A 17,116-nucleotide genomic window follows, 5' to 3' on the forward strand; every position below is an offset into this window, starting at 1 on the left:
TTAAATTGCGATGCTCCCCGGTAACTCCGACTTTTGCCTTCAAGAATCAAAGGGAATACCGACAACGTTAATCAGGGCGGGTTTTGTTTTTGGTTTATCGGTGAAAAAGGGCGGGTTTTGTTTTTGATTTACAGCGCTTTGCGCTCTCTAGGACTTACGCACAGCCTCTATTCGTAGGGTGTGTTAGCGCAGCGTAACGCACCTTTACCTCCATCAGTGGTGTGTCTGCGTAAGTCCTGGCTCTCCATAAAGTACAGTAGATAAAAGTCCCCCTTTTTAAGGGGGATTTAGGGGTATCGATAATGTACCGCATAGCAGAGCAAACTGCTGTATCGGTGAAAAAGGGCGGGTTTTGTTGTTCCGTTAGTGGTGAGGAGGGCGGGTTTTGTTGTTCCGTTAGTGGTGAGGAGGGCGGGTTTTGTTGTTCCGTTATCGGTGAGGAGGGCGGGTTTTGTTGTTCCGTTATCGGTGAGGAGGGCGGGTTTTGTTTTTCCGTTATCGGTGAGGAGGGCGGGTTTTGTTTTTCCGTTATCGGTGACTATCTAATTGAATCCCTAAACCCGCCCCGACAAATTTTCCCTAAACCCGCCCCGACAATTGACTGATCTAAATCTGGGTTATCGACTTCTTTAAACAGCAGTGATTCTAGTCCTGAAGTGTTTCTATGGTAACGGTTAATCCTTGCTCCTGAAGTAAATTCAGAATTTCTTGGGCATTCTCGCGACTACTAAATAATCCCACTTGCATCATTAATTTCCCATTGTAAGATGTACGAAATGCTCCAGGAATTAGCGATCGCACTAAGGTTTGCTGATCGTCAGTTGCGGCGGCGACTAATACCCGATAACGCCCTTCCGGTGCGGTTTCTAGGGGCGGTTCCTGGGGGGTGGCGGATTGGTTGTTGCTACTGAGTACAGGAATAGAATCCCGGCTGGGGAACTCTTGTGCATTAACCGTGATATCTCCCATCTCGGCTTCAGGTGTCGAGGTGGCTGGTGTGGATGTATCAGGTATCGCCGTCTCGGTGGGCGAGGGAACGGAAATATCGATGATCTGGGGAACGGTTGCGGCTGGTGTCGCTGGGTTAGTTGGGTTCGGTTGAGACTGGAGACTGGCGGGAACCGGAAAAGACGCGGCGGAAATGGTAGATGTTGAGGCGGATTCGCCTGTCTGATCTCCGGCGGCGGGTTGAGTCTCAGTTGATCCTGAGGGATTCGCCACTGATAGGGAGATGTTTCTCCAGTCTGAGGGAAACGCCGTGGGAAGTGTTTCTAACTGGGAGATAGTCGTCTGGGGTTCAATGATGGGGGCAACACTTTCGGGAGTCGGGGAAGGATTCGCGGTAGTTTCAACGGGTTCGGATACTGATTCGGTTTCAGGAATACTCGTATTCGTGGGGGATTCAGCCGAGGTTGAAGGAATGTTGCTATCTGCGCTTCGCAGGGGCGCTTCGCGATCGCGACTTAATTCCAAAGTAGCGTTTTCCCGGTCAATAAACACATTTTCCCGCACATCTGCCTGTAATGTCCCCGCCACGAGAATACCGTCACCACCATTGTTATAAAAGTAATTGCTGCGAATGGTTGGCGCACTATTTCCCTTAATCACAATTCCGGCGTTGGTATTTTCCGTAAATGTATTATCCACGACTACGGGGGAACTGGATTCAATCCATAACCCATAGCCTTGAGGATTGGGATTAGTAATCGTCACACCGGTTACTGTGGCGGGGTTTGCTGCCAGAATGGTAATATTCTGCTGGGCGGCGGTGGGACTCTCGAACAGTCCCCCCCCTTGGATGATAATATTCTCCCCTCTGGTTCGGGGATTCCCTTGCAACGTGACGCCATCGGGCAAAATTAAGGGAAAGGTTTCACCGGTTTGGAAACTATAGATACCAGGCGCTAATACAATTACGGTATTCGGTAGCGCGACTTCTAAGGCTTTGGCAATGGTTTTGAACGGGGAATCCATATTACCATTACCATTAATATCATCCCCAGTTATGGGGTTGACCAATAACACTTGGGTGTCTTGCTGATTTTGGGCAACAAGTCGCTGGGGAGTCGGGCTTAACTGTGCTACAGCTTTTGGTAAACCTTGAGGAGTCAGGGTTAGACAGCCGATAGAAACCACTGCGATCGCCCCTATCCTACATCGGATCAGGGGTTGGTGGTGGAACCATTGAATTGGGTAGGGCTTAACCATCTCCTGGGGGGTTTGAAACTGTAATTTGATTTCTATGCATATCTAGGACACTTGTGGTCAAAATGCATAGCTATAGCCGTCTTTACGGTGAATCGGGGTGCAGTAATCCAGTCTGATTGACCTCCTTTTTTTGTTCTGCATAGGTTTTTCAGGACGGTGAATCTCAACCTAATGCTTTGAGTTTACATGAAGGTGATGCTGAAAGCCCTCGCGTTTTCAACCGAGGGATGAAACCGAGCGAAACGTTCAGTGGTTCTACAACATCTAAATAATTCCCAATAGTTTATGAGTTACTCAAAACTCGGTCAACAATTAAAGTCACTACCCTGTTACGATAAAAAATCATGTGGAGCAGTTGGCGATGAGTGGGTACAACGGTTGGATAGGGCAAGAGCCAGCAGTTTGCCGGATTTTAGATGCGAATTTAGACCGAGCCAGAGAAGGTTTACGGATTATCGAGGAGTGGTGTCGCTTTGGTCTAAATAGCGTGCAGATGGCGAGTGAATGCAAACAGATGCGCCAAGAACTTGCCCGTTGGCACAGTCGAGATATTCGCGCCGAACGGGATACGCCTGGTGATTTGGGGACGGCACTCTCTCATCCCCAGGAAGAACAACGCGCCAATATCCAACAAGTTTTGCAAGCCAATCTTTGTCGGGTTCAGGAAGCCTTACGGGTACTCGAAGAATATGGTAAGCTTTATAGTCCCAGTATGGGAGCCGCTTGTAAGCAAATGCGCTATCGGGTCTATACCCTAGAAAGTCAGTTGCTCATCTACCACCGCTATCAACTGCTGAAGCGATCGCAGCTTTATTTAGTCACCTCACCCTCAGACCAACTCTTCCCCACGGTAGAAGCAGCGCTACAAGGGGGATTGACATTAGTCCAGTATCGGGAAAAGGGGGCTGAAGATTTGGTCAGACTCGCTCAAGCCCAGAAACTGAGCCAGATGTGCCACCATTACGGGGCATTATTTATTATGAACGATCGCGTGGATTTGGCTCTGGCAATTGATGCCGATGGCGTTCATTTAGGACAGCAGGATATGCCCATTGCTGTAGCCCGAAAACTCCTTGGACCTCATCGAATTATTGGTCGCTCTACCACAAATTCTGACGAAATGCAACGGGCAATTACAGAAGGCGCCGATTATATTGGCGTAGGACCTGTTTATGAAACCCCGACCAAAGTGGGCAAAGCGGCGGCGGGGTTAGACTATGTGCAGTATGCGGCACAAAAGGCATCAGTTCCCTGGTTTGCGATCGGTGGCATTGATCCGAATAATATTCATGAGGTCTTAGGGGCGGGAGCAAAACGAGTCGCGATCGTTCGTGCAATCATGCAGGCTGAACAACCGACATTGGTGACTCAGTATTTTCTCTCTCAACTGACCAAAGAACAAAACCTGCGTCGTATTGAAGCTGGTACTCCTCAATCATGACCAACAATAGTAATCAAATTACTCTACAAGTGAATGGTGAATCCCGTACCTGTGCGGCTGACACCAAATTGCCTCAGCTTTTAGAACAGCTTGACTTAAATCCACGCTTAGTGGCGGTTGAGTACAATGGCGAGATTCTTCACCGTCAGTTTTGGTCAGATACTCAGATGAAGGATGGGGATCAGTTAGAGGTGGTAACGATTGTCGGTGGTGGGTAGGGGAGATGGGGGAGATGAGGGAGATGGGGGAGATGGGGAAGATGGGGAAGATGGGGAAGATGGGGAAGATGGGGGAGTTGTAGGGGCGGGTTTGACAGCTAACGGGAAGGTTTTAACCCAGATATCCCTAAACCCGCCCCGACTAAATGACGAATGACGAATGACGAATGACAAATGACAAATGACAAATAACGAATCGGTAATCTCGACTCTTGGAATGTTTCAGCTTATGAAGGGGAGCGGTACAGTAAAAGTGTAACCAGTGATACCCGTTTGGCTGGAGATGACTCATGGTAGCCGTGGGAAAATCACTGAAGTTGGAATAATCCTTATTAACGTATGCGTAACCATCCTTTTGCAAAAATCCAACCCTTTTTAAAGTCTCTGCTTGTTGTTGGTCTCATTTTTACCTTAGTCCTGGGAAATGCCAGTGACGCTTTAGCCGCTCGTAGTGGTGGGAGAATTGGTGGCGGTTCCTTCCGCGCTCCCAGTCGTACCTATTCTCGCCCTGGTGGGGGGTATCGCGCTCCCGGTGGCGGTTATGGATATGGTGGGAGAGGAATTGGCTTTCCTTTCCTCTTACCCTTCTTCGGCTTCGGTGGTATGGGGAGTCTGTTCGGAATTTTGATCTTCTTTGCGATCGCGAATTTCTTGGTACAGTCTTTCCGTCGTCTGGGTGAAGGAGGCGGAAATGATATCCCAAACACGATCAATCCCAAGGTTTCCGTGGGACGCTTGCAAGTGGGTTTACTTGCCAGTGCGCGTAATCTTCAGCATGAACTTGACGAGTTAGCTCAACAAGCGAATACTGATTTACCTCAAGGACGAGCGCAAGTGCTGCAAGAGTCTACTTTAGCCTTACTTCGTCATCCCGAATATTGGGTGTATGGTGCAACCCAATCCCAGCAGATTGCTTTAAACGCCGCTGAAGCCCGATTTAATCAGCTTTCCCTAGCCGAACGCAGTAAATTTGCTGAAGAAACCTTATCGAATTATCAGGGTCAACTGCGCCAAGGTAAAGCTGCTGAAGGGGATGGAGCCTTGGTTGAATCTCAAGATCCAGGTGAATACATTATCGTCACCCTTTTAGTTGGTGTGCAAGGGAAGCTGGAATTACCCACCATCAATAGTTCCGATGACTTGCGTCAAGCCTTGAGTCAGATGGGTGGTGTGTCAAGCGATCGCTTATTGGCAATTGAAGTCCTCTGGACACCTCAAGCCGAAGGCGATACGTTAACCTCAGATGATGTATTAGCCGAATATCCAGATCTGAAGCTGGTTTAACTCACCCGCGATCGCACGCCAAAGATGTAGGGGCGGGTTTAGGGGAAGATGTAGGGGCGGGTTTAGGGAAAGATGTAGGGGCGGGTTTAGGGATTTAATTAGTAAACCAACCTCATACTCAACAACGAAACCCGCCCTACTCTCAACTGCTAAATTAGTAAACCAACCTCACACTCAACAACGAAACCCGCCCTAATCTCAACCGCTAATTTGACCAATGATAAACTTATCACCGAAACCATTCGTCTCAGGGCGGTGATAAAAATTGGACAGCCGAGTTCGATAAAACCAAGTCAACTAACTGGTCAATTAAACGGTCTTGTTCGATTGACAAAATTAACTTTCCGTGCATAACCTCTTGAAAAAGTACCAAGGAAGACATAGAACTCAAAAAAATATAAGCCGTCAACTCCGGATCACGAATGTGCCAGTCTGGATGGGACTCAAAATACTGCTTCAGACTATGACGTTCTTCCCCAATAACCCGGCGGATAAACAATTGTGCTAAGTGCGGAAAATGACCCGATTCGGCAATCAATAAACGTAGAAACGCCGCGTACTCTGGATTATTCAGTTTCGCTAGAAATGCCTCTGCCAATCTTCGTAACCCTACGGCTGGCTCATCCGACAGGTCAGAATTAAACTCAGGCTGAAACGGCTCACAGATGAACTGTTCCACCAATTCAATAAATAATCGTTCTTTTGATTGAAAATGATTGTAAATGGTATGCTTAGATACGTCTGCTTCGGCGGCGACCTGATCCATACTTGTTTCCCTATAGCCATGCTGGATAAAAAGTTGCATAGCAGCTTGGGCAATTTGCTCGCGTTTAGATGGTTTCATAAATAATTCTGGAATGGTTTATTTGATACTCAGTTGTGTTTCGCAGTCCAAACGTCTCTCTCCTGCTTAAAAGAAGGAGAGAGTACGTTAGTCATTCAGGACGGAGTAATGTTGCAACTGATAATCGAGGATGTAACCTGTCTTTACCCCCGATTCCCAATCCTCTTTAAGTGCAGTAACAGATGGACAGGGTAAAGGAGCAGAATGGAAAAGAAGCAAGTTTTCTTTACCCTTTGCCAAAAAAATTGAACGGTTACTACTAAACTGGCAACCTGGTATGAGAGACTGGAATCATGACACCCTTTACTAATATAGTATGCGAAAATTCGATGTTGTTGTAGTTGGCGCAGGTCCAGCCGGGGGACAATGTGCAAGGTGGTTAGCGAAATCCGGTTATCAGGTTTTGTTGGTCGAGCAGCATGAAACCTTTGAAAAAAATGATTTTTCCAGTGCAGCTACGCCATTAGAAACCTTAGAAAAATTTGACTTGCCTGAGGATGTTGTCGGTAGTTTTTGGCATAATTTGGTGATTGTAACCACCAATTTAACCCGAAATTGGGATGCTCCGCAAACTCTAGGCGCTGTCTTAAATTTCGCCAAGTTGAAAAAATTCCTGGCTGATCAGATTAAATCTTGTGGCGGCGAGGTTTGGCTGGGATGTCGATATGTCAGATATGTCCAAACAGAAGGTGAGACGCGGGTTGAACTGAAGCCGCGAGGGAGGGAAGCCATTACTGTCACCACCCAAGTGCTAGTGGATGCGACAGGACCCGCTAGAGCGGTTATGTATCCGAAGGAAAGCGAGAAACCTGCGTTCTTAAAGCCGTCTGGGATTGAATATTTAATTGAAGTCTCAGATGATGATTATGATAAATATGCCCATTCCCTCTGGTTTTTCTTGGGACATAAATGGATGCCAAAAGGCTATTCTTGGATATTTCCCATGGAGAAGCCTCGGTTAAAGGTAGGGGCGGCATCGTATCGATTAGACCATAAAATTATTAAGCAGACGGAATCGATTCGATATTATATTGATTTACTGATTCACGAGCATATACAAGCCAAAGACTATAGGATAATCGATACTCATGGGTCAACGCTGCACTATTCCAGTGGACTGAGGGATATTTACTATCGCGATAATATTATTGCCATTGGGGATGCCGTATCCATGGTGAACCTTTTGGGCGGTGAAGGGATTCGCCATGCCATGCATTGTGCCGAAATCGCTGGCAAGCATATTCAGCAGTACTTAAAGGGTCAATCAGCCAGTTTTCAAGATTATCAACAAGAAATTTATCAGAAATTTCACCGAACCTGGAATCTATCAGAAAAAATTGGTATGAAACGCTATTTAATTGAAAGTGACAAAAAAATTGATGAAGGCGTCTCTTATCTGACCCATCTAGAGACTCAAGAGATGATGGATATTCTCTTTTACTATAAATTTAATAAGCTGTCCAAGAGTTTAATCGTTTACCTGATCCGAAAAATTCGCTCATGGTTGAAAGCCAAATATGTAATGAAGTATAAATTATGACTTATGAGGTGGCGTTACTGAAGGGATGTATCCAAGGTGACAAAAGAAAAAGGACATAGCTTGCTTCTTTTCGGGAAGCGAGAATGACAAAAGACAAAGGACAAAGGACGAATGACAAATAACCAAAGCAAGTTAAACTATATGCAGTTTTCCACATTAGCCCTTAAGTAACCATGCCCAGCAATCCGGTGTATCCCATCGTTTGGCGCGACGATCGCGTGCTACTGATTGACCAAACCCGTTTACCCCACAACTATACAGTGGTTGAAATTAAGTGCTGTGAGGATATGGCGCGGGCAATTAGAACCATGATAGTCCGAGGGGCGCCCGCGATTGGTGTGGCGGCGGCTTACGGGATGTACTTGGGGGCGCGAGAAATTCAAACAGACGATCGCGAGACGTTTGTCACTGAACTCGAAGAGGTAGCCAAACTCCTGCGCCAGACGCGCCCGACGGCGGTAAATTTATTTTGGGCGATCGCGCGGATGTTGAAAACTGCCCATGAAACCATTGGTTCGGTGGATCAGTTAAAAACGGCACTGTTAGTAACCGCCCAAGGGATTCAGGTTGAAGATTTAGAGATCTGTAAAGCGATCGGGGATAATGGGTTGGCAGCTATGCCTGCTACTCCAGAAAAATTATGTATTCTTACTTATTGCAATGCGGGTTCCCTCGCCACAGCCGGCTACGGTACAGCCTTGGGGGTTGTACGTTCAACCTGGCGCCAGCATCGGTTAGCCAGAATCTATGCGTGTGAAACTCGTCCCCGGTTGCAAGGAGCAAAATTGACGGCTTGGGAATGTGTGCAAGAAGGAATCCCGGTAACATTGATTACCGATAATATGGCAGCCCATTGTATGAATCGGGGATTGATTGATGCGGTGGTGGTGGGTGCAGACAGAATTGCGGCAAATGGGGATACGGCGAATAAAATTGGCACCTATAGTGTGGCATTACTCGCCAAAGCCCATAATATTCCCTTCTTTGTCGCCGCCCCCCTATCTACAGTAGATTTTGACTTACCCACAGGGGATTTAATTCCGATTGAAGAACGCCATCCCTCCGAAATTTATCAAATCGGTGAAACGATGATCTGTCCCACGGGGGTTGAGTTTTATAATCCAGGATTTGATGTCACGCCAGCAGAGTTAATTTCTGCAATTATTACCGAAAAAGGGGCGATGCGTCCAGAGGAGTTGCAGCAATTTCGCGTGAAGCAATTGGCGTGATGGTTGGGTTAACCGGGATTTACTGGAAATGGTGCAAGATCATTGGTACGCTTGAGAACTTGCCACACTGAGAATAAATCCTAAGTAACCTTGAGGTAGGCAAGGGCAACAAACAATAACACGACTCGTTTTAAGCATTATAAATCTTGCCTACCCTACCTAAAATTACCTTGTTTGCCAGAAACAGCCATGAACGTCTCCCTTTTAGACAAACAACCCCAGCCACCATTAGCCGAAAAATTGGTGACTTTGCATGATATTACCTGGGAACAGTTCAAAGCGATCGAAACCCAATTACAGAATAATCAAGGCGTCAGGCTGACTTACTTATCCGGGGTAATGGAAATTATGTCTCCGATTGGGGCATTTCATGAAAATATTAAAAGCACTCTTAGCTTGCTGTTAGAAGCTTACATGAGAGAAAAGCGCATCCGATTTTACAGGCGTGGTGGATTTACGCTGGAATCGCCTGGATATGCCTCCGGTACACCTGATGAATCTTACTGCATTGGCAGTAATAAGGAAACGCCTGATATTGTGATCGAGATTATCGTTACTAGCGGAACTATCGACAGACGGGATTTGTATAAACCTAGACGAGTGCCTGAAGTCTGGTTCTGGAAATCTGATCAGATGAGGATATTCTCTCTGGACACTGCTTTGGAGTATGAAGAAGTGAATCGTAGTCAATTTTTCCCCGATTTAGATAAGGCGCTGTTGTTACGCTACATTGCCTATCCCGATCAGTACGATGCCGTAAACGAATTTATTCAAGCAATCCGCAGTCGTTAAAGTGGCAACATACGAAAAACCTCAGCGCTTTCTGTGAAAGGCTGAGGACAAGTATCAGGGTGTATGCTTTTCTCCTTCAGGCAGAGTTATTTGGTTGATGACTGCATCTGGAGTCTTGCTACTTATTATATTGGCTCATAAGCTAGACGATCTTCTAGATCAGTTCTGACGCAGTTTTATTCTGATCCAAAACTGATCTTGACAAAATAGTCTCAAATCTAAACGACCAGAGGGCGGGTTTTGTTGATCAGTTATCGGTATACCCGTCAATTAAATGGCTAAACCCGCCCCTACAATACCCTCAATTACACTGAGAAACGTTAGTAAAGTCTTCCAGGGTGGGGGCAAAATTAACGGTTCCTGTATTAGTTTGAGGGAGATTATCGAGATTAACGACCTTGAATGTGCCATCATTGCGCTGAAGCTGGAACTCTGTCGTGCTGGTATTCTCAGTTAGGGCTAGGCAGAACGTGCGATCGCTATTGAGTACGGCATTAAATCCTGGGATAGCATTTTTGTCCAAAATTGTCAACTCAACATCAGCAAGAGTTTGAGCATTGCCATTCGTTTGCAAAAAGATACCTTGACCAGCATTATCGGTAATCGTAGTATTATTAATCCGATAATCCTGCACCGCGACAGTATTTCCCTGGACAAAAATGCCTTGACCCCCATCAGTTCCACTGGTAGGAGTAGTACCCCTAATTGTACTGGTTTCAATCTCAAACTCTTGTCTGCTATTATTATTCGCGGATATAAAAATCCCCTGCCCAGTGCTATTACTAATCTGAACATTGTTAATCTGAAACCGTTGCTGAGATTGCTGTTCTAGATTCTCTTCATCCCCATTCGCCGCGACAAAAATACCTTGACCCTGACTATCATTGATTTGGACATTATCAATCGTGAAGTCTTGTTGAGCGATACTATTAGCTTGGACAAAAACAGCTTGACCACCACTGTCTATAGCATTCAATTTCGTACCATCAATTGTACTATCTTTAATCTCAAAGTTTTGAGAGCCATTGTTATTAGCACTCATAAAAATTCCCTGACCTGTACTATTGGCAATCTGGGCATCTGTGATGCCAAACTCTTGCCGCGACTGAACGCTGAGGTCGTTTGCATCCCCATTCGTGGCAACAAAAATACCCTGTCCAGCATTATTGGTTATCCTGGGACTATTAATCTGAAACTCCTGGACTGCCAAACGGTTACCTTGGACAAAAATCCCCTGTCCGCCTTCGCCTTGGGCATCGAGTCCAACATTGCTAATCGTGCTGCTGTCGATATTAAAGACTTGTTCACTGTTATTGTTCGCGGCAATAAAAATACCCTGACCCACGGTATCACTAACTTGAGTGTTATTGAGTTGAAACTCCTGTCTTGATTGGGCAGTTAAGTCATTTTCATCGCCATTGGTAGCAATTAAAATACCTTGTCCAGCGCTATTTGTGACTGTGGTATCGTTGAGGGTTAAATTTTGAACGGCGACGCGATTTACCTGGATAAAGACGCCTTGACCCCCATCTCCATTACTGTCGAGGCGAGTCTGGTTAATTGTACTGGCATCAATATTAAAGGTTTGTTGACTATTATTATTAGCGGCGATGAAAATCCCCTGTCCTGTACTCTCACTAACCGTGGCATTACTGAGGTTGAAATCTTGGACAGATTGCTGCGTCAGGTCATTTTCGTTACTATTGGCGGCGATAAAGATGCCTTGACCTGCACTTTCCGTAACCGTTAAGGTATCTATAGTTAAGATTTGCTGGGCGCTGGCATTGGCTTGCAGAAAAAGACCTTGACCCCCATCCCCATTTTTATCAAGAACGGTGTTACTGATGCTGGTGTTGAAAACATCCAACGTTTGACGACTATTATTATTAGCAGCCAGATAAAATCCTTGACCGACACTATTACTAATTTGATTATTGGTTGCCGTTAATTGCTGTTCCACCTCGCCAGATGCTTGAAGAAAAATTCCTTGACTGCCACTGTCACTGATTTGGTTACTATCGAGGGTGAGTTCTTGTTGAGTGGTTCCCGATGCTTGAAGAAAAATGCCCTGCTGACCGCTATTTGTGATAACATTACGAGCGATCGCACTGGTTCCAGTTACATCGATGAGACTAATCCCTTGTCCTGTGGCGTTGGTGATGCGGTTATCTTGAATCGTCACATTCTCAATAGCCGCGCCTTGGATACCATTTCCCGTGGCATTCGCGATCGCAAACCCAGTCAGGGTCGTATTATTGGCTAGGGTTACTGTTCCTGTAATCGTGGGAAACTCACCGCTTCCCGATAAGGGTAACTGAAGCGTACCTAGTTGCTGAGTATCAATGTATTGGGGTAATGCTGCTGAGAGTACCGTTACTCCATCAGCAAACTGAAACCCTTCTGTCTCAAATGTCGTACCCACTTGCACATAAACAATATCATCAGCTTGTGCCACACTCAATGCATCTTGCACTGTCCCAAACGGTGTTTCAAACGTACCATTTCCGGTACTCCTCCCCAACGTGACCTGTTGAAACTGCCAAGGTTGACCCGTTTGGGGATTTATCGCCGCAACTTGCTCATTTTCGGTTTGTTCATCAACAACAATGGTGGCGATACGTCCCACCGATTCCCCCATACGCGCAAAAGCGCTACCTGATTCAACCCCACGGGGACGAGTTCCAGGAAAGGTTGCGCCTAAACTGAGGACAATCCGAGTGTCAAAGATTTGGTCAGTTTGCACCGATAAACCCAGATTCAGATAATCCATGGGATGTGCTTCCAATCGCCCTCGAATCCCAATCGCATTATCCGTTCCCTCCCCACCATAGTAATAAAACCCTGCATATCCCCGTAAATCTCCCGCCCCTAATCGCAATAACCGTCCCCCCGCTTCAATATCAAATCCCGCCATTGCTGCTTCAAAGCGCTGGCGATGATTGAGAAGTAAATTATTCTCCTGAAATCCGCGCAGGGAGAACGACTCATCCACCTCTGGGCGGCGTTCACCAACTGGCAAATACGCATTCACCCGCAAATCCCAATCGTCTCCTAGTCGTTCAAACCCTGCACCAATTTGGTGAAACAAGCTGTTTCCGGTATCGCGGGTATCGTAGGAAAGATAGCCTCCGAGAATCCGGTTTTGCGTGGAATTGTAAAATCGTTGTCCCAGAAGAATCGTTCCGCCCATCGTGGAGTCGGTGAACAGGCGTAATTGCCCTTCCAGAAATGTCACGGTACTTCCGGGATTCTGAGTAATCGGAACAAAGCCTTCCAGACTAAAAAATGGGTCTTGATAGCCGGCTCCTTCGCTGGTAAACTGGCCGCCTATACGGGGTAAGACTCTCAAATCTGTGGCAGTTCCCTCAGTCAGTGAACGGGGCGTATCGGTTTCCGACTCAAGGGTTTGGGCAATGACAGGCGAAGTTAACCCTCCAGAAACAAGTAATCCAACACAGAGGGCTTGAGCTGAGATTTTCATTAATCAGAGGGTGAGTACAATCGTCACCCCCTCTTACAGTTATCGCTTTCGGGAATCCGGCAAAGGGGATTATCGGTTGAAGTTTTGTTAAGTTATGTCGCCAAAAAAAAATCCCCTTTCGGGGACTTTTCCAAGGGTGGGAAAAAGATTTCATCTATATTTTTATTATCTACCCAAGTGGCAGGAGTTGTGTGTAGCTACGATGAAGTTTATATGAAAAATCGATGAAGTTTCTGTAAAGTTGGGTCTGGTCGTTGGTCATGGCTTCTTTGTCCGTTGTTATTGATCCCGATACTTTATCCCTTTTTATTTATCAAAATGGTACCACCCAATAATGGAAAATCCCGTTCTCGATCCACTGAGAACGGGATAAGGAGTGAGATACACTAATTGCAACTTGGGAGTAAGCGATGTATATCGTCTTACCTAGTAGCTTAACCGTTCTACAGAGGCTTTTGGGATAAGCGTTGATGAAGAATGGCTCGATTTATGTGAAAATTCCGTGAATATGACCAGTAAGTGGGTGGACACAATTAAAGTTAACGGTTGAGATTAGGGAACAGGGAACGGGGAACAGGGAACAGTAAGGGTTTGAGGGTGATTTACTTGCACTTGATACAGTACCGTTTTATGCCAGTCCGACTACTTATCACAATTCGCATTCCTGAAGATGTGGTCGAGGATCTCAAGCCTTACTTTTCACGGCATCTGGCTGAATGTAGGTGGGGGAAGATGGGGAAGATGGGGAAGATGGGGAAGATGGGGAAGATGGGGAAGGTGGCAACCGATAGAAGATTTACCACCAAACTGGCAAAATTTGGCTCGTTCTAAGTTATCTTCCTTGAACCAGCGGTTGATCAGACTGAAAGGTTATCCTTTGGCAAACAGGTATGTTTTCTACATCCGTTCGAGTATCGAAATACCGAGTAACGATAATCCCAGTTTCAATGTTTGAGCTGTTAAGTCACACAATATTAATCGTGATAGTCTCACGGATTCCTCCGCTTTAAGCACAGGACATTGGTCATAAAATTGACTGAATTTCTCGCTCAGTTCATACAAATACTGACAAAGACGATTAGGCAATAACTCTTGCTCAACTTCTTTAATTACCTCGTTGACTTGTAGTAGATGTTTAGCTAGTGTTGCTTCTTGGTCTTCTTTTAATGAGACTTGAGTAGATGTTCTTAACTGCTCAAAATCAATGCCACCTTTGCGACCAATACTTTGAATCCGGGCATAAGCATACAGCAGATACGGTGCTGTATTTCCTTTGAGCGATAGCATTTTATCGAAGCTAAACACATAGTTGCTGGTGCGATTTTGACTGAGGTCAGCATATTTGACCGCCGCCATACCAACCACTTGAGCCACATGTTCAATGAACTCCTCGGTTTCCTGGCGTTCCTCCTCTTTGATGCGAGTTTCCAGATCAGCACGCGCACGCGCGATCGCTTGATCTAATAAATCCCGCAATCGTACTGTCTCTCCAGACCGAGTTTTTAGCTTTTTCCCGTCTTCCCCTAGTACCAATCCAAAGGGAACATGCACGATTTCAACAGTCTCCGGTAACCAACCTGCTCGTTGTGCAACCTGAAATACTTGGGCAAAATGATTCGCTTGTCCAGCATCAGTAACATAAATAATCCGATTTGCCCCATTTTGATCAATCCGGTAGCGTAGTGCGGCTAAGTCAGTTGTAGCATAGTTATAACCCCCATCCGACTTTTGCACAATTAAGGGTAAAGGTTCACCTTTTTTATTCGTAAATCCTTCTAAAAAAACGCATTTAGCACCTTGGTCTTCCACTAATAAGCCTGATTGTTCTAAATCTTTTACGACATCGGGAAGTAAGGGGTTATAGAATGATTCACCCCGTTCGGTGATGTGCACATCCAGTAAATCATAAATGACCTGAAATTCCCGCCGGGATTGCTCACACAGCAACTGCCAAGCTCGTTTGGTATCTTCAGCCCCAGCTTGCAGTTTCACGACTTCCTGTCGTGCGGCTTCTTGGAAGACTTCATCGGTATCAAATCGTTTTTTAGCTTGTCGATAAAAGCTGACTAAATCTCCTAAATCAACTGCCTCAGCCGTGGTTAATGCCTCTGGGCAAACTTCCCGAAGATAGGTAATTAACATGCCAAATTGAGTTCCCCAATCTCCGACATGATTGAGGCGCATAACCTCATGATCTCGAAATTCCAAAATACGGGCAATGCAGTCCCCAATAATAGTGGAGCGCAGATGACCGACATGCATTTCTTTGGCAATGTTTGGACTGGAAAAATCCACAACAACGCGCTGGGGCTGTTTGGTGGGTTCTACACCTAAACGGGGATGGGTGAGACTCCTATTCAGCTTGGCTTCTAAATAGGCGGGTTTAAGTGTGAAATTAATAAAACCGGGTCCAGCGACTGTGGGGGGGTGGCAGATATCAGCAACATTGAGATGGTTAATCAGCATCTCTGCGATCGCTCGTGGGGGTTGACCTAGCGGTTTTGCCAGAGAGAGTGCTGCATTCGATTGATAATCCCCAAATTTGGGGTTACTGGCAGGAACTAACATTGGATCTGTACCCGCCATCGTTTCACCAAAGGCAGCAATCAATGCTTGCTCACATTTGGCTTTTAGTTGTTCCAAGGTTGAAGTCATTGCGCTAGGTAAAGAATTGAAACGATAAGAGGTTGCCAAGAATCAGGGAGAAATGGCTTACTCAAAACATTAGGGAATGAACTTTAAATGCGATTCTCGTGCAGTAAGTTCATACTTAAATCCAGCCAAGTGGAACGAGTTATGGGGGCACTCGTGGAAATATAGTCTACACCGGTTTGGGCTACAGCACGAATGGTGTCCAGGGTGATATTCCCAGAGGCTTCAATTTTCAGTCGGTCATTTTTGCCGCGAATCTTATGTACCGCCTGTCGCATCCTCTCCAAAGGCATATTGTCCAGCATGATAATGTCAGCCCCCTGATCTAAGGCTTCTGTCACTTGCTCCAGGGTTTCGGTTTCGACTTCAATCCTTAGGGGGTAGGGCATTTGTTCCCGGATACGAGCGATCGCGTCTTTGATGCTACCTGCTGCCACTATATGATTGTCTTTAATCATCACGGCATCATCTAAGCCAAAACGATGATTAATGGCACCACCAACTTGAGTGGCATATTTTTCCAGCAGTCTCAGCCCAGGGGTAGTTTTACGGGTATCGACGAGTTGAGTCGGAAGATCAGCGAGTTGATCGGCATATTCGCGGGTAAGGGTAGAAATCCCGCTTAAGTGCATCGCCAGGTTGAGAGCCACTCGTTCTCCCATCAATAGAGTATCTAGAGCGCCATGTAAACGAGCAATTACCTGTCCAGGATGACAGTCTTCCCCCTCAGCCACAGCCGCCACAAAACTGGTTTGATCACTTAAAAGTTGAAAGATCCGTTTCGCGATCGGCAATCCAGCAATCACTCCCTCTGCTTTAGCCGTCCATTCGGCTTGGACAATTTTGTCCGGGGCTTCCCACAAGCCTTGAGTAGTGCGATCGCCTCGACCGATATCCTCTAACAACCAGTTCTGGAGGATCGGATCTAGCAGGATCAATGGCGGTAAAGCTCTCATCTGACAAACAGGGGTAATTTTCTCAAGCTGGTCGGGTTAGCTCTAGATTTAACATAGCTCAGATCGCCCTCTGGGAAAGGGTTTTTGACTTCTCCAAAAAAAATTTAAAAAAAAGGTTGACAACTCTAGAAATAGCCACTACATTGGTAAATGCGCTTGAAACGGAGTTCACTCCACATCCAAGCGTCCGAACCAAGACAAATCAATAGTTTGAAAGCCAAGCATACAAAACTCCTTGTCAAAAAACTTCGAGGGGAATCAGGAAACTGAGACTCTCTCAACTAATAAGGATAACTTGGAAATGTCCCCTATTTAATAGGTGATGTTTCAGAGCCTAGAAAAAAACACTCTAACATGGAGAGTTTGATCCTGGCTCAGGATGAACGCTGGCGGTCTGCTTAACACATGCAAGTCGAACGCAACCTTCGGGTTGAGTGGCGGACGGGTGAGTAACGCGTGAGAATCTGCCTT

The 17,116-nt window shown here is 46.0% G+C and carries 15 protein-coding genes and 1 rRNA gene; 10 read left to right on the forward strand and 6 right to left on the reverse strand.

Annotated elements, in window-relative coordinates; translation table 11 throughout:
• The first annotated feature begins 302 nt into the window (after nt 1–302).
• Nucleotides 303–605, forward strand: a complete 303-nt coding sequence (locus tag RIG27_RS30580) for a hypothetical protein (protein WP_446350859.1) — start codon at nt 303–305, stop codon at nt 603–605.
• Nucleotides 606–645: 40 nt separating this feature from the next.
• On the opposite strand, the gene RIG27_RS30585 is transcribed toward RIG27_RS30580, so the two are convergent.
• Nucleotides 646–2,208, reverse strand: a complete 1,563-nt coding sequence (locus RIG27_RS30585; protein WP_446350860.1) for a DUF1565 domain-containing protein — start codon at nt 2,206–2,208, stop codon at nt 646–648.
• Between the two features lie 361 nt (nt 2,209–2,569).
• Between RIG27_RS30585 and RIG27_RS30590 the strand changes: the two genes are divergently transcribed.
• The 3 genes from RIG27_RS30590 to RIG27_RS30600 are packed head-to-tail and all read left to right on the forward strand — an operon-like array spanning nt 2,570 to nt 4,024.
• Complete coding sequence (locus RIG27_RS30590; RefSeq protein WP_446350861.1) at nt 2,570–3,649, forward strand: thiamine phosphate synthase; 1,080 nt, start codon at nt 2,570–2,572, stop codon at nt 3,647–3,649.
• A complete protein-coding gene (gene thiS / locus RIG27_RS30595; protein ID WP_446347428.1) occupies nt 3,646–3,867 on the forward strand; it encodes a sulfur carrier protein ThiS in 222 nt (73 codons plus the stop codon). The genes RIG27_RS30590 and thiS overlap by 4 nt, the downstream gene beginning before the upstream one ends.
• Nucleotides 3,851–4,024, forward strand: a complete 174-nt coding sequence (locus tag RIG27_RS30600) for a hypothetical protein (protein ID WP_446350862.1) — start codon at nt 3,851–3,853, stop codon at nt 4,022–4,024. The genes thiS and RIG27_RS30600 overlap by 17 nt, the downstream gene beginning before the upstream one ends.
• On the opposite strand, the gene RIG27_RS30605 is transcribed toward RIG27_RS30600, so the two are convergent.
• The gene (locus RIG27_RS30605; RefSeq protein WP_446350863.1) at nt 4,010–4,159 is read right to left on the reverse strand and encodes a hypothetical protein; all 150 of its coding nucleotides are present in this window, start codon (nt 4,157–4,159) and stop codon (nt 4,010–4,012) included. The two genes, RIG27_RS30600 and RIG27_RS30605, sit on opposite strands and share 15 nt — an antisense overlap.
• 47 nt (nt 4,160–4,206) lie before the next feature.
• Between RIG27_RS30605 and RIG27_RS30610 the strand changes: the two genes are divergently transcribed.
• Nucleotides 4,207–5,151, forward strand: coding sequence for a DUF1517 domain-containing protein (locus RIG27_RS30610; RefSeq protein ID WP_446350864.1), 945 nt, complete (start codon nt 4,207–4,209; stop codon nt 5,149–5,151).
• Between the two features lie 247 nt (nt 5,152–5,398).
• Here RIG27_RS30610 and RIG27_RS30615 read toward each other — a convergent pair whose 3' ends face one another.
• Nucleotides 5,399–5,995 carry a TetR/AcrR family transcriptional regulator gene (locus RIG27_RS30615; RefSeq protein ID WP_446350865.1) on the reverse strand — a complete coding sequence of 199 codons (597 nt, stop codon included), beginning with the start codon at nt 5,993–5,995 and terminating at the stop codon, nt 5,399–5,401.
• A 316-nt stretch (nt 5,996–6,311) separates the two neighbouring features.
• Between RIG27_RS30615 and RIG27_RS30620 the strand changes: the two genes are divergently transcribed.
• The 3 genes from RIG27_RS30620 (at nt 6,312) to RIG27_RS30630 (ending at nt 9,556) form a co-directional block, all read left to right on the forward strand.
• Nucleotides 6,312–7,535: an NAD(P)/FAD-dependent oxidoreductase gene (locus RIG27_RS30620; protein WP_446350866.1), complete on the forward strand. Its 1,224-nt coding sequence runs from the start codon at nt 6,312–6,314 to the stop codon at nt 7,533–7,535.
• A 173-nt stretch (nt 7,536–7,708) separates the two neighbouring features.
• Nucleotides 7,709–8,764 carry an S-methyl-5-thioribose-1-phosphate isomerase gene (gene mtnA, locus RIG27_RS30625; RefSeq protein WP_446350867.1) on the forward strand — a complete coding sequence of 352 codons (1,056 nt, stop codon included), beginning with the start codon at nt 7,709–7,711 and terminating at the stop codon, nt 8,762–8,764.
• A 189-nt stretch (nt 8,765–8,953) separates the two neighbouring features.
• Complete coding sequence (locus RIG27_RS30630; protein WP_446350868.1) at nt 8,954–9,556, forward strand: Uma2 family endonuclease; 603 nt, start codon at nt 8,954–8,956, stop codon at nt 9,554–9,556.
• A gap of 301 nt (nt 9,557–9,857) precedes the next feature.
• On the opposite strand, the gene RIG27_RS30635 is transcribed toward RIG27_RS30630, so the two are convergent.
• Nucleotides 9,858–13,037 carry a right-handed parallel beta-helix repeat-containing protein gene (locus tag RIG27_RS30635; RefSeq protein WP_446350869.1) on the reverse strand — a complete coding sequence of 1,060 codons (3,180 nt, stop codon included), beginning with the start codon at nt 13,035–13,037 and terminating at the stop codon, nt 9,858–9,860.
• Nucleotides 13,038–13,667: 630 nt separating this feature from the next.
• On the opposite strand from RIG27_RS30635, the gene RIG27_RS30640 reads away from it, so the two are divergent.
• Entirely contained in the window at nt 13,668–13,868 is a 201-nt protein-coding gene (locus tag RIG27_RS30640; protein WP_446350870.1) for a hypothetical protein, read from the forward strand.
• A gap of 66 nt (nt 13,869–13,934) precedes the next feature.
• Here RIG27_RS30640 and argS read toward each other — a convergent pair whose 3' ends face one another.
• Both argS and nadC read right to left on the reverse strand, forming a co-directional pair.
• Nucleotides 13,935–15,692 carry an arginine--tRNA ligase gene (argS, locus tag RIG27_RS30645; protein ID WP_446350871.1) on the reverse strand — a complete coding sequence of 586 codons (1,758 nt, stop codon included), beginning with the start codon at nt 15,690–15,692 and terminating at the stop codon, nt 13,935–13,937.
• Between the two features lie 83 nt (nt 15,693–15,775).
• Nucleotides 15,776–16,645, reverse strand: coding sequence for a carboxylating nicotinate-nucleotide diphosphorylase (gene nadC, locus RIG27_RS30650; RefSeq protein ID WP_446350872.1), 870 nt, complete (start codon nt 16,643–16,645; stop codon nt 15,776–15,778).
• 351 nt (nt 16,646–16,996) lie between these two features.
• Here nadC and RIG27_RS30655 point away from each other — a divergent pair.
• Nucleotides 16,997–17,116, forward strand: a 16S ribosomal RNA gene (locus RIG27_RS30655); the annotation flags it as partial.

It is taken from the genome of Coleofasciculus sp. F4-SAH-05, assembly GCF_040222985.1.
Lineage (GTDB): Bacteria > Cyanobacteriota > Cyanobacteriia > Cyanobacteriales > Coleofasciculaceae > Coleofasciculus > Coleofasciculus chthonoplastes.